Below are 13,133 nucleotides of genomic sequence, written 5' to 3'. Positions count from 1 at the left end.
AGTTCAATATCTAATCAAATTACGGAGTTTTTTACATGAGTTATTTAGTCATTAAAGATTTGGGCCATAACTTTTATTTGGGTAAAAGAGGGCCGAGACAGGCGGGTAAAGAATTTTTAGTTTTCAAAAGTGAAAAGGAAATTCTAATTGGGGCTGAATCATACACCTATGACGAAGCGAGCAATACACTTCTTTGGGAAGGTATCGAAAATTTAGGGCAAGTTGTCGTAGGTTTTGCGGATACTGAAGAAGAAGCCGTAGATTTGGCCTTTTAAGTACCTGTTGACAGTACAAGATTAGCAATCAACTATTTATTTGTAAGCTTACCTAAAATTGGCTGTAGAGATTACAGCCTTTTTTATTGGTGGGCAGATTATGACAGTTCCAGTTTCTGACCGTTTAAGCCAACTTTACGTTGGGAATGGTTTAAATGTACGATTTGATTTTAACTTTCGAGTATATAGCCAAGAAGATGCTACAGGTATTGCCGTCCGCAAAAAAGGGATTAATGATTTTGAAACAGTAGACCCTGCACTGTATACAGTCACGATCAATGAAGATGGTATGGGTGGATATATCTTATTTACCTCACCTCCCAATACTTCTACCTTTTTTTATATTGCAGGTGCGACCCCTCTAGACCAACTTCTTGATATTACTAATTATGATAATTTTTATCCTGATGCTTTAGAAAAAGCTCTAGATAAATTAACAGCGATTCTACAAGAGAGAAGTACAGAAATATCGCAGGAAACACAAGCACGCATTCTTGCTGATATTTACTATGATGCCCTCGCACTAGGCAGAGAAGAAGACTTAGAAAGTCGATTAATTAGCTATATCAACGCGATGATTGGAATAACGAACCCTGGTATCTTTGACGGTATATCAGATCGTATGGTTATTCTTAAAGATGGACAAACTCAAAGAGAGTTTAATGAATCTATGCCATTTTGGACTAATGATTACGCTGCGTTTAAGCAAGAAACGTATATTCGTGAAGAGCAAATTATCGAACATGCAAATTCACAAATTGCTGAAGTAGATCAAAGTTTATCATTTGAAATTTCGTCCGAGTCAGCTAGGGCATTGGCTGCTGAAGCAGCAATTCAAGCACAACAGAATGCAAATGGTGTTGGAAATAGAGCATATAAAACTTATGCATTAATGGATGCTGACAAGGCCAATATTCCTAACAACTCTAAAGTCACAGTTACAAATGACGCCACATCTTCAAACAATGGTGATTGGCAATTTAGTACCGATGGTGGGGGAACATTTACAAAATCAATCTTTGACCCCCTTACACAATCAAAAAATTATGCGGATGGTCTAGTCCCTATTTCTTTAAAGGATAATTTATATACCGCGGTCAATGTAAATGACTTTAATGTCAATCCCGCAAGTGGGCAATTACGACAGCTAGTAGGTACTGGCGTAGCTTTAAGTGTTTTTCCTATCAAAGCGGGTTACACATACGCGGTAAAATGTTCTGATTGGCGTATGTCATATTTTGCCATAAGCACTAGTCAGACGAATACAACGGTAAACAACAAACTGCAAAATCTTGCAGTAATGGTAGATACCGCGGACCCAAACATTAAAACCTTTACAGTGCCTGCAAATAGTCTAGATAAGTATGCTTTTATAAATACTATATGGCCAAATTTTAGCTTTGATATTCGCGCTTCTTTAATTATCCAAAGAGGCACTACGATTGAAAATGTTGTAAAAACCATTCATGGGGTTAAAGCTCGTGACGTAGATGCCCACGCACGACTTGATGAAATTGAGAGCAAAGAACTTCTCTCAAAAGCTTCCCTAAATGAAAAGGTTATCAATCTTTATAGTTCATCAAGAAATACAAACAATTTATACCTGTATTCGACTAATGGTCAAATGACATCTTTGGATGGAACAGCAATTACATGCATACCCATAAAAGAAGGAAAAACCTATTCAATTAAATCTGATAAATTTTTAGCTTCTGCGTTTGTAGGTTTAAGTAGTAGCGACACCGCCACCCCTTTAAAAAACACATCTAAAGTTGATCTTGTTACAACTAGCGATTCTACTGTTCGAAAATTTACAGTTCCTGAAGGTGCGGGATACAACTTTGCCTTTTTTACAGTTTTATTGCCTAGTCAATCATATGATGTTCGTAGCAATCTTGTAGTAAATGAGGGCGTTTCTTCTGTTATTACTGGTGTAAACAATTCGCCTATTGAAGACACCGAAGCGCATAAGCGCATTGATGTTGTAGAAGGATTGCTTACAAACTTGCCTGTCTCACCTTTATATGGAAAAAATGTTGTTGTAATTGGGGATAGTATTACTGAACATAATTTCCGTGCAGAGAAGAACTACCATGACTGGATTAAAGAAGAGGTAGGCGATTTAACTATTCAAAATTACGGGATTAGTTCAACCGGTTGGGATGACCGTGCAGGAGTTGCTACAGACATATATGACGATATCATAGAGGGTACAGCACAAACACCCGATTTAATTTCGGTATTTCTTGGCACCAATAATTACAGCGGTGGAGGTCCTAGTAAAGCTCGGATGAAACCTTTAGGAGAGTTTGGAGATACAAGTTTAACAACGCTATCAGGCAGTATTAATACTTTATTAAGCGGATTAGTTAATAAGTTTCCTCTCGTAAAAGTAGTAATTATTACACCTTTACCAAGGGGGAGTGGCAACGATTATCCAAGCTATGGAGAAAATGCGCCTGCAAACGATATCGGAGTTAAATTGCCACAAATTTGTGATTTGATAATTCGTTATGCTAAGCATTTTGGATTTCCATATATTGATCTTTATCGTGAAAGTAATTTTTCTGTATACAATTCAACAGTAAATAATACTTATTTTTGGGCACCCGGTCAGCCTGCTCCTGATGGAGTACACCCCAATGCTCAAGGTCAAAAGAGAATGGCTACTCCTATAAGGCATTTATGGGAAAGAGCATTGTAATATTAAGCCCTCTTTGGAGGGCTTTTTACTGTCAACAGATTTCGATACTAAAACAACACCAATCAATAAAATAATGAAAACATTAGCTTGGTGGCAAAAATGAACGACCCTTTAACTATTAAATCCTTGCCGTGGGTAATTAAAATCTGGGCGGCAGTCATGGGCGGCATTTTTGCTCTCATGTTAAGCGGCGATATCGACATTGAAGGCAAGATAAAAATCAACCTTAGTGTCATTTTAAAATTATCTATCAGCATCACTATCAGCTTATACGGCGGTTCTGCTTTTATTGAATACCAAGATTTAGGCAACCTTCACCCAATGACCCACGGTTTTATCATGCTGATTTTTGCCGTGTTTGGGATGCTCCTAATTGGTATCTGGTATCAAGCGATTAGGTTGTGGAAAGGTAAAACCATGAGTGAACTAATCTTTGAAATAAAAGAAGCGTTCAAAGCTCTATTCAAATAGGGGGTTGCCCATGTCAGTAGATTATAAAGAGCAAGTGGCACAAGCTTATTCTTGGTTACGTGCAATGTCTGGCGGTAAGCTTAAGAAAGATCAAATCACCGCAGGCGATTCCATTATTGCTATGAATGGTCTTGAAACGTTTGCTCAAGTCATCGGTTATAAATTAAATACGTCTGTTACAGGATTTCGTGATATTTCTGAAAATGGTTACAAGCTTATTAAATCGTTTGAGGGCTTTATGCCTAATGCCTATCAAGATACAGGCGGTGTTTGGACGATTGGATTTGGAACAATAAAATATCCAAATGGTACACGTGTTAAGAAAGGCGATATGTGTACGATGGCTGAAGCTGAAGAGTGGTTGAAAAACGATTGTGGATGGGTAGATGCTTGTCTTGATCGCTATTTAAAATTTCAACCTACACAAAATCAATTCGATGCTTTAGCGTCTCTGGTCTATAACATTGGCGAAACTGCATTCTCTAAAAGCACTATGCTAAAAAAATTAAATGAACAAGATTATGCGGGTGCGGCCAATCAATTTGATAAATGGGTCTATGACAACGGCAAAGTGATTAAAGGATTGGCGAACCGTCGTGCAGCTGAAAAGAAGTTGTTTCTAACATGAAAGTCTTTCACTGCAAACGGTCCAAGTTTGCACTTCTTTTAAGTATGCTGTGTCTTCTATTTTCGGGATGTACAGCACATTCAATTAATAACAACATTCAAGTATCATTGTGCGTAAAAGCACTTTGAGTTTAGAAGATGAAACAAGAGTTAATTAAGGTTCACGACTTAGCAAACTCTAAAATGGTTGATTTACTGGCAGAGTTTGACAAAAACGGTGAAGTTACAAAGATGTTTGACTACAACGGTAATGAATTAAAAGTTAACTTTCTGCGTGATGAAGTTTATTTTAAAAAGACATGGTGGCATTTTGATAAGAAGCGACCTGTCTAAAAAAAAAAGCCCCAATTAAGGGGCTTTTTTTTGTTATGCAGCGTTTAGCATCTTGGCAATTTCTGAAGCGGTCGGGTTGTAATAAGTATTTACCAGTACACTAATTGTTTTGTGCCCTGTAATTTTTGCGAGAATTTCTACAGGCAAACGATAGTCATGAACAAAGCGTGTGATTGCTTCGTGTCTTGAATCGTGAAAGGTGATAACTCCATCTAAGCCAACGCGGCGTAAATTGCGTTGCCAAATCAAGCGGAAAGAATTAGGGCTGTGCGGTACCATTCGATCATCACCTTCGTTTTCAGGCAATAATGCAAGTAACTCTTTTGCTTTAGTGGTTAACGGCACATCACGATTTGAGCCGTTCTTTGTATCGAATAACCGGATAAAGTCATCAAATATATGTTGCTTTTTAACACTTAGGATTTCACCTTTGCGCATAGCCGTTTCAATCGCAAATAAAAAGGACCATCCTAAATAGTGCCTTGGCTGAGTTGGTACTTTGCCCCATTCATAATCTAAACCTTTTATCACTGTATCAATGTGGTCTTGATTAACTCGTTGATGTCTTGGCGGTGGCGCTGAGGGTTTAGTAATTTCTTTAAATGGATTTTCTTTAGTTAAAAATAGTTCTTTTCGTGCAAAGTCAAAAACTGAACTGTACATAGCCATTTCTCTAATGACTGTTGCACCTTTAACTTGCTTTAGGCGTTTATCACGCCATTGCTTGACCAAAGCAGGGGTTAGGTCGTGAATAGACTCATCAGCTAGTTGGCCCCAATTTTTCTTTAGACATTTAAGCATTTGAACAATTAAGCGGGCGCTTTTCATTTTGCGGCCTTCATCCTGATAGTACATATCAAAAAGGGCTTGAAAAGAGATATGGATTTTTTCAGGTTCTGAAACAGGTTGTTCAGATTGTAATTCTAATAGTTTGGTGGCGGCCCACTGTTCGCACTCACTCGCTGTATCACGAGTAGCTGCGTAACGTTTACCTTTAAATCTAACTTCAATACGCCAAGCGTTGCCGCGACGGGTCGGTTTCTGCATTTTTAACACTCCAAATTTCATGGTGGCGCACTGCCGACAAAAATTGAAGATGTACAAATGACATCCACTTTTCTGGCGGCGGCACGGAAATATAAAGCGTTTTTTAATGTGAAATATGACTATTTTGAATAGTCATAGCTGACCTATCGACAATAAAAAACAAGCCAAAAGGTTACTAGAACCTTTCAGCTTATTGATTTTTAACAACAAATTTTGGAGCGGGAAACGAGACTCGAACTCGCGACCCCAACCTTGGCAAGGTTATGCTCTACCAACTGAGCTATTCCCGCAATGTGAGCACATTATAGAGTGTTTCACTAAAGTGTCAACACTCTTGTGATTTAATTGAACATTTAATCAGCACGACGCCAAACTGTACCTTGTCGCGTATCTTCTAATACAACACCTTGGTCGAGCAAAGACTGGCGAATACCATCTGCTTTCGCAAAGTCTTTTGCTTTTTTCGCATCAACACGTTGTTGAATGAAATCTTCAATTTCAGCATCAGACAAAGCAAGAGCTTCTTGTCCAATATCTGATTTTAAGAAAGCATCTACATCGTGTTGTACCAAACCTAAAATGTTGGTGAGGTGACGTAATGTTGAATAAAGCACAGTTGCTTGATCAGCTTGCTCTTCTTTTACAGCACGGTTTAACTCTTTGTTGAGTTCAAACAATACCGCCATTGCTTCAGCAGTGTTGAAGTCATCACACATTGCATTGTTAAAGCGTTCAATAAAGCTTTGATCAAGCGATTCAGTTGTCGTTTGACCGTACACTTGTTGGTAAGCTTTAAATGAATGATAGAAGCGAGTTAAAGAAGTTTTTGCTTCTTTCAATGCAACATCAGAGAAGTTCACAGGACTACGGTAATGTGAAGACACAATAAAGTAGCGAATCACTTCAGGGTGAAATTTCTCCATCACATCACGAATAGTAAAGAAGTTGCCTAAAGACTTAGACATCTTTTCACCATCAACGTTAATGAAGCCAACATGCATCCAGTAGTTCACATATTGTTCACCAGTTGACGCTTCACTTTGAGCAATTTCATTTTCATGGTGCGGGAACATTAAATCTGAACCACCACCATGAATGTCAAAGTGGTTGCCTAGGCAGCAAGTCGACATTGCAGAACATTCAATGTGCCAACCCGGACGGCCATTGCCCCAAGGTGAAGCCCATGATGGTTCATTTTCTTTGGCATGTTTCCAAAGTACAAAGTCAAACGGATGTTTCTTTTCAACTTCTACGTCGACACGCTCACTTGCGCCTGCTTGCATATCATCAAGCTTGCGTCCAGAGAGACGACCATATTTTTCAAATTTGGTAACTTCAAAATAAACATCGCCGTTTGAAGCAGGATAAGCAGAACCTTTATTCACCAGATTGCCAATCATATTTTGCATTTGATCAATATATTCAGTCGCTTTAGGTGCTTCATTGGGTGCAGCACAGCCTAAATTGGCTGCATCTTCGTTCATTGCATCAATGAAACGAGTGGTGAGCTGCTGAATGGTTTCACCATTTTCATTCGCACGTTTAATGATTTTGTCGTCAATGTCGGTAATGTTGCGAATATAACGAACATTCCAGCCTTGACTACGTAAGAAACGTATAATGTAGTCAAATGCAACCATAACTCGAGCATGCCCGATATGACAGTAATCGTAAACGGTCATACCGCAGACGTACATATCGATGTGACCTTCTTTGCGAGGTACAAATTCAACTTTTTTTCGTTGCTCAGAGTTATATAAAACAAACGGTTGCATAAGGGTTTTCAAACACTCAACAAAAACAGTGTTACATCATAACTGATGCATCATTTTTCACAAAGTTTTATACAAGAATTTTATAAGCTTGTGAAATCTTATACATTTAAAAACGTGTAAATGATTGAGTTATGTTAGAATGCCCCCAAATCTTTTGATTAAAATCACCGATCTTAAATAAGAGATCAGATCAATTATTTTGAGTCAAACTCGTATGCCCAATCCTACAGATTTTCAAAGCAGCGCATTAGCAACATTGCGTATTGAGCAGCAAGCCTTAGACGTGTTAGCAACACAAATTAATGACAGTTTTAGTCAGGCTTGTGAAATATTGTTACAGTGTAAAGGCCGTGTTGTGATTACTGGCATGGGTAAGTCAGGGCATATTGGCCGTAAAATGGCTGCGACTTTTGCCTCAACCGGTACACCATCTTTCTTTATGCATCCAGGCGAAGCTGGGCATGGTGATTTGGGAATGCTGGTTCGCGGTGACGTTTTAATTGCGATTTCCAATTCTGGAAAAAGTGATGAAATCATGATGTTGATGCCACTCATCAAACATCTTGGTGTACCTCTGATTACCATTAGCCGTACTGATAAAGGGCCAATGCCTCAAAATGCCGACATCGCTTTAACTTTAGGTGAGTCTGACGAAGCGTGTCCATTAGGGTTAGCTCCGACATCGAGCACGACAGCGACTTTAGTATTGGGTGATGCGCTGGCTGTTGCTTTACTTGAAGCTCGTGGTTTTACCGCAGATGATTTTGCTCGCTCGCATCCTGCTGGAGCCTTGGGTAAGCGTTTACTTTTACATGTAAAACACCTGATGCACACTGGTGAAGAATTGCCAAAAGTTTCACCAGACACACCAATGAATCAAGTGCTTTACGAAATTTCTAATAAGCGTTTAGGCTTGACCACGATTGTTGATGATGAGGAACATTTGCTTGGTATTTTCACCGATGGTGACTTGCGTCGTTTAATTGATAAACAGCAAGGTTTCGATGTGAATTTACCTGTTTCTGAAGTAATGACAAAAAAACCGTCTACTATTTCTCAAGAAGCACGTGCGGTAGAAGCTCTACAACAGCTTAACCTGAAAAAAATTAGTCAATTTGTTGTGGTGGATGACCAAAATAAAGTGATTGGTGTAATTAGTATGCATGACCTTATTCAGGCAGGGGTAAATTAATCAATGGCATCTTATGCATTGTTAGAACAAGCACGTCATTTACAGGCATTGGTTCTGGATGTTGATGGTATTTTGAGTGATGGTTTTGTAACTTTAACGAATAGTGGCGATGAGATTAAATCATTCGATATTCGTGATGGTTTAGGTATGAAACTTGCGCAGCAAGCGGGCATGAAAATCATCATTATTACAGGCCGAAAAAGTAATATCGTTGAAAAGCGTATGTCTGATTTAGGCGTAGATCTCGTTTTTCAAGGGCGTGAAGACAAAGGTTCTGCGCTACGTGAAGCTTGTGCACAGTTTAATATTTTGCCATCTGATTGCTTATATATGGGCGATGACTGGCCTGATTTATCTGCTTTTGCAATCGCAGGAATGAGTGTCACTGTGCCAAATGGGCATGAAGAAGTGCGTCGCCGTGCGCATTTAGTGACACAGTCGATGGGTGGACGTGGTGCTGTACGAGAAGTCTGTGATATGTTGCTGATCGCAAAAGGCATTTACCAAGAACTTCTTGAAAAATATCTTGCAGTACCGCATTAATAATAAGATTACTTAAAAAGGTAGGCTATTCCTGCTCATGGATACCAGAGTTTTATCTATTGTTGCTGTAGTGATTGCTGCTATAAGTGGTGGTTATTACTACTATAGTGGCAAAGCAAAAAAACTAGACATTGGTTCTGCGAAGAATATGACATATTCGGCGCAGGGCGTCCATTTGACTCAAACTGATGATCAAGGCAATTTGTATATTCGTGCTGAAGTTCGTCAGCTTGAACAGGATATGCAACAAAAAACATCTAAGTTGGATCAACTTAATGCGTTTATGTATAAAGATGGCAAGGTTGATGCAACGTTCTTTGCGAGACAGGCAAATGGCTATGATGATAACCGTAAAGTTATATTATCGGGTGATGTGGTCGCAACTAAACTGGCTCCACAGGGAAAAATTGAATTCCAGACCGATGAATTAACTGGATATCCAAAGACCAGAGAAATTGAAACTGATCATCAAGTGATTGTTCATTCTCCACAGGCCGACTTTGTCAGCAAAGGATTAAAAGCTAATTTGAATAATGGTCAGTACGAATTTTTTAATGTTCGAGGAAAGTATGCACCAAAGTCTTAATTTAAAACGTTCTTCAGCTTTCCTAAAACAAGCTGCGGTAATTACATTCGTTGCTTTATCATCAGCTTCGACTTTTGCGTTGCCGTCTGACCGTGGTCAACAAATTTCACTCGTGGCAGACCGTGCAACTTATAACGAAAAAACTGGTTTGACGACTTATACCGGCAATGTCGTAATTGAGCAAGGCACGATGAAGCTTCAAGCCGATTCGATTGTTGCTACGCTAAACTCTAAACGTGAAATCCAAACGATTACTGCCAAGGGTAGACCGTCTAAATTTCAGCAACAAATAAGTGCTGATAAGGGCGTGGCACGTGGTGAAGGACAGACCATTGTTTATAATGCAGATACGGGCATTATTACATTGGCTGGTGGCGCATATTTATATCAAGATGGTTCTAGTATTCGTGGTAACTCATTGAAATATAGCATGAACAAAGGTGATGTTGAAGCTCAAGGCTCATCATCAAATCGTGTTCAAATTATTATTCCCCCATCAAGTTCAAAAAGCTTTCCAGGAGCGCGTGACTAATGCAACAAGCTCTTCAACAACCCCAAACTTTGTGTATTAAGCACTTAGGAAAAAACTATAGTAAGCGTTGGGTCGTCAAAGACGTATCCTTTAGTATGCAAAGTGGACAGATTGTTGGTTTGCTTGGCCCTAACGGTGCAGGAAAAACAACAAGCTTCTATATGGTTGTAGGGCTAGTACGTATGGATAAAGGTGAAATTCACCTTGATGATCTTGATATGTCCGATTTGGCAATGCATGAACGGGCACGTAAGGGAATTGGATATCTTCCGCAAGAGGCTTCTATTTTTAGAAAGCTGACCATTGCTGAAAATATTATGTCCATTTTAGAAACACGCAAAGATTTAAATAAGCAACAGCGCCAGCAACGTCTTACTGAATTATTAAATGACTTTAAAATCAGTCATATTAAAGATTCATTGGGAATGAGTGTATCTGGTGGTGAACGCCGCCGTGCTGAAATTGCACGTGCATTGGCTGCTGATCCTAAATTTATGTTACTTGATGAGCCATTTGCCGGCGTTGACCCAATCTCGGTTGGAGATATTAAAGATATCATTCAGACTTTGAAAGATCGTGGTATCGGTGTACTCATTACTGACCATAATGTACGTGAAACTCTGGCAATTTGTGAACGTGCATATATTGTCAGTGAAGGGGCCGTCATTGCAGAAGGTACACCACAAGAAATTCTGGATAACGAGCAAGTCCGTAAAGTCTACTTAGGTGACGATTTTACAGTTTAAATAAAACAGTTAATCTATTTGTCTAAAAAGAGGTCAATGCCTCTTTTTAGTTTTTTTATATTTGTTTATTAAAAACAATAATTTAATATATTCATTTGATGAAAAAGTAATGTGTAAATTATTCAAGTAATTATGCTTCTTTGTGCAAAAAACTATGTAGAATGTAAAAGCTTTTAAACGATAACAAACAAGATCAACAAGACAAGCATGATTGGATATAACCAAAGAAAAGTAGAAAGGACATGTAAAAAGCCGGCTTTCCTGAAAGGGTTGATGCTTTTAACTTCGTTGCATGTACCTGTAGTGATATATGCTGCTAAACCCAGTGAGCAATATCACACCCTAAAAGACAACTTATCACAACTTTTTGCCCCTAAAAGTAGTGATGAATTTAAAGTTGCCAAGATGCAAGAGTTGAGTAATTTTAAGTTAGATCATTCTAGAGTTCAGGAGTTTCCGACTGTTCAACTCAATGATAGATCAGCTGCATCTTATTCAAATTTGCCATCAAGGAAAATGACTTTGCAGGAAGCGGTGAAAATCGCAATCCAGCGGAACCCAGATATTTCTCAAGCTATTTCAACTTTAGCTGGTCAAAATGCGGGTATTGATTATGCCAAGGCGGGTTATTATCCCCAGCTTTCGGGTGGTATTACCACAGGTGACTTGAGTAGTGGTGAGCGTGGTCGACAGCTATTGTCCCTAAATGCGACTCAAATGCTCTATGATTTTGGTAAAGTTAAATCAGGTGTAGATGTTGAGCAGGCCAAAGTACAAGTCGAGCAGGCTAATGTGCTGGTCAGCATTGATGATATTGCACTTGATGTGGCGCAGTCGATTATCAATATTCAGCGCTATCTTCAATTAAATAAAATTGCCGAGCAGCAAATTGCGGGTATCCAGCGTATTCAGGAAATTGCCAATTTACGTGCAAATGCGGGTATTAGCAGTCAGGCTGACCCGATTCAAGCTCAGTCTTATTTACAAGCTGCTCAGTCTGGTTTGATTGCACAGCAATCTTTATTACGCCAGTACCAACAACATTTAAGAACATTACTGGGTGCAGATGTCTCGCGAACAGGTTGGATTATTTCAGATGATCTGGTGAAAGTGTCCGATTTATATGGCGAACCTGAATTCAATACCATTCCAAAAATGATTGCAGCGCAAGCGAGTGTTGAAGTTGCTAAAGCACAAAAGCAACAGACCCGTTTAACACGTTATCCAACCTTGTCCGTCAAAGGTTCCTTAAGTCAGGCCATTAATGGCAGAAACCCAAATAATGATAAAGATGACGGCTTATATAGCTCGGTCATGCTTGAAGCTAGCAGTCAGTTTTATCAAGGTGGAGCCGTTTCTTCTCAGGTCAAAATGGCAAGTTATGCAGAAGAAGCTGCAAAGTCTAAAGTCAATTCAGTTTATATGGATGTTCTGGATCAGATCAGAACCAGCCGTGAACAAATTGAAAATAAACAACGCCAAATGCAGGTACTGACCAATCGTCAGGCCACGACTGTTCGTACACGTGAACTTTATCAAGAGCAGTACAAACTTGGTACACGTTCATTGGTCGATTTATTAAATGCAGAACAGGCCATTCATAGTGCCAATTCAGAACTCGAAACCGCACGTTATGACATCTATAACAGTATTGTGCAATACATCTCGGCAACAGGACGTTCCCGCCAAGCTTATGACTTAAATAATATTTCAATTCAGGGGTTCGAAGTACAACCATGATGACAAAAATAAACTACCAGCCCTGGTTACAGGCGGTCTTAACGATTGCTAAACATTACCGAATTGAGCCTTCAGAAGAAAGAATCCGTTTACAACTTGACTGGAACCAGAATCAAAACCTTGATGATGTTTTACAGCTCATTACACGTCAGGTTGGACTAAATTTACGTAAAGTACCGTTTTCTTTAGAGCTGCTGAATCCGTGGCGGCTACCTGTTATGGTCGAGTTTTATGACGGACAGGTCGGTATTATTGATAAAGCCGATACCCAAGGAAATGTCAGTATCCAGTTTAGTGGAGACCATGGACTTTCTCAAAATTTAAGCCTAGATGTCTTAAAAAATACCATTAAGAATGTCTATATCCTGCGTCCTGAAAGCTCCATTCCCGATGCACGTATTGATGAATATATCAAACCCTATGAAGCAAGCTGGTTCTGGTCAATTGTTCTAAGAGACTGGAAACGCTACGTTGATATTATGTTTGCCTCACTCATTGCCAATATTTTGGCACTGGCAACTATTATTTTCTCAATGCAGGTCTATGACCGTGTTGTGCCTTC

The 13,133-nt window shown here is 39.2% G+C and carries 13 protein-coding genes, 1 tRNA gene and 1 pseudogene; 12 read left to right on the top strand and 3 right to left on the bottom strand.

Translation table 11 applies throughout. The features are described 5' to 3' along the window. Positions 1 to 35 precede the first annotated feature (35 nt). From ACLBWE_RS17325 to ACLBWE_RS17305, 5 genes are all read left to right on the top strand, one after another. Positions 36 to 275 (top strand): hypothetical protein, encoded by a 240-nt coding sequence (locus ACLBWE_RS17325; RefSeq protein WP_092708125.1) that lies wholly within the window; start codon positions 36 to 38, stop codon positions 273 to 275. Positions 276 to 375: 100 nt separating this feature from the next. Next, positions 376 to 2,979: a GDSL-type esterase/lipase family protein gene (locus ACLBWE_RS17320; protein WP_447604087.1), complete on the top strand. Its 2,604-nt coding sequence runs from the start codon at positions 376 to 378 to the stop codon at positions 2,977 to 2,979. Positions 2,980 to 3,078: 99 nt separating this feature from the next. After that, positions 3,079 to 3,450 (top strand): hypothetical protein, encoded by a 372-nt coding sequence (locus ACLBWE_RS17315; protein WP_092708131.1) that lies wholly within the window; start codon positions 3,079 to 3,081, stop codon positions 3,448 to 3,450. A gap of 10 nt (positions 3,451 to 3,460) precedes the next feature. Then, complete coding sequence (locus ACLBWE_RS17310) at positions 3,461 to 4,078, top strand: lysozyme (RefSeq protein ID WP_447604086.1); 618 nt, start codon at positions 3,461 to 3,463, stop codon at positions 4,076 to 4,078. A 137-nt stretch (positions 4,079 to 4,215) separates the two neighbouring features. Next, positions 4,216 to 4,410, top strand: a complete 195-nt coding sequence (locus tag ACLBWE_RS17305; protein WP_447604085.1) for a hypothetical protein — start codon at positions 4,216 to 4,218, stop codon at positions 4,408 to 4,410. Positions 4,411 to 4,443: 33 nt separating this feature from the next. Here ACLBWE_RS17305 and ACLBWE_RS17300 read toward each other — a convergent pair whose 3' ends face one another. The 3 genes from ACLBWE_RS17300 to cysS all read right to left on the bottom strand — a co-directional run bounded on the left by ACLBWE_RS17300 (position 4,444) and on the right by cysS (position 7,232). After that, the gene (locus ACLBWE_RS17300) at positions 4,444 to 5,457 is read right to left on the bottom strand and encodes a tyrosine-type recombinase/integrase (RefSeq protein ID WP_447604084.1); all 1,014 of its coding nucleotides are present in this window, start codon (positions 5,455 to 5,457) and stop codon (positions 4,444 to 4,446) included. Positions 5,458 to 5,671: 214 nt separating this feature from the next. Continuing rightward, positions 5,672 to 5,747 (bottom strand) — tRNA-Gly (locus tag ACLBWE_RS17295). Positions 5,748 to 5,810: 63 nt separating this feature from the next. Further along, positions 5,811 to 7,232, bottom strand: a complete 1,422-nt coding sequence (cysS, locus tag ACLBWE_RS17290; RefSeq protein ID WP_447604083.1) for a cysteine--tRNA ligase — start codon at positions 7,230 to 7,232, stop codon at positions 5,811 to 5,813. A 214-nt stretch (positions 7,233 to 7,446) separates the two neighbouring features. On the opposite strand from cysS, the gene ACLBWE_RS17285 reads away from it, so the two are divergent. The 7 genes and pseudogenes from ACLBWE_RS17285 to ACLBWE_RS17255 form a co-directional block, all read left to right on the top strand. Beyond that, complete coding sequence (locus ACLBWE_RS17285) at positions 7,447 to 8,424, top strand: KpsF/GutQ family sugar-phosphate isomerase (protein ID WP_080026640.1); 978 nt, start codon at positions 7,447 to 7,449, stop codon at positions 8,422 to 8,424. Positions 8,425 to 8,427: 3 nt separating this feature from the next. Then, entirely contained in the window at positions 8,428 to 8,967 is a 540-nt protein-coding gene (locus tag ACLBWE_RS17280; protein ID WP_003650830.1) for a KdsC family phosphatase, read from the top strand. A 37-nt stretch (positions 8,968 to 9,004) separates the two neighbouring features. Beyond that, positions 9,005 to 9,553, top strand: coding sequence for an LPS export ABC transporter periplasmic protein LptC (gene lptC / locus ACLBWE_RS17275; protein WP_447604082.1), 549 nt, complete (start codon positions 9,005 to 9,007; stop codon positions 9,551 to 9,553). After that, positions 9,537 to 10,085 carry a lipopolysaccharide transport periplasmic protein LptA gene (gene lptA / locus ACLBWE_RS17270; protein ID WP_347018600.1) on the top strand — a complete coding sequence of 183 codons (549 nt, stop codon included), beginning with the start codon at positions 9,537 to 9,539 and terminating at the stop codon, positions 10,083 to 10,085. Before lptC ends, lptA begins: the two co-directional genes overlap by 17 nt. Continuing rightward, positions 10,085 to 10,831 carry an LPS export ABC transporter ATP-binding protein gene (gene lptB / locus ACLBWE_RS17265; protein WP_003650837.1) on the top strand — a complete coding sequence of 249 codons (747 nt, stop codon included), beginning with the start codon at positions 10,085 to 10,087 and terminating at the stop codon, positions 10,829 to 10,831. The genes lptA and lptB overlap by 1 nt, the downstream gene beginning before the upstream one ends. A 273-nt stretch (positions 10,832 to 11,104) precedes the next feature. Further along, positions 11,105 to 12,571: a TolC family protein gene (locus ACLBWE_RS17260; RefSeq protein ID WP_447604081.1), complete on the top strand. Its 1,467-nt coding sequence runs from the start codon at positions 11,105 to 11,107 to the stop codon at positions 12,569 to 12,571. After that, positions 12,568 to 13,133 (top strand): annotated as a pseudogene (locus tag ACLBWE_RS17255) (type I secretion system permease/ATPase); the annotation flags it as partial. The gene ACLBWE_RS17260 and the pseudogene ACLBWE_RS17255, both read left to right, overlap by 4 nt.

This window comes from Acinetobacter sp. M5A5_2a (genome assembly GCF_053345265.1).
The sequence above is the reverse complement of the archived record's forward strand: the minus strand, read 5'-3'. Positions and strand labels throughout refer to the sequence as shown.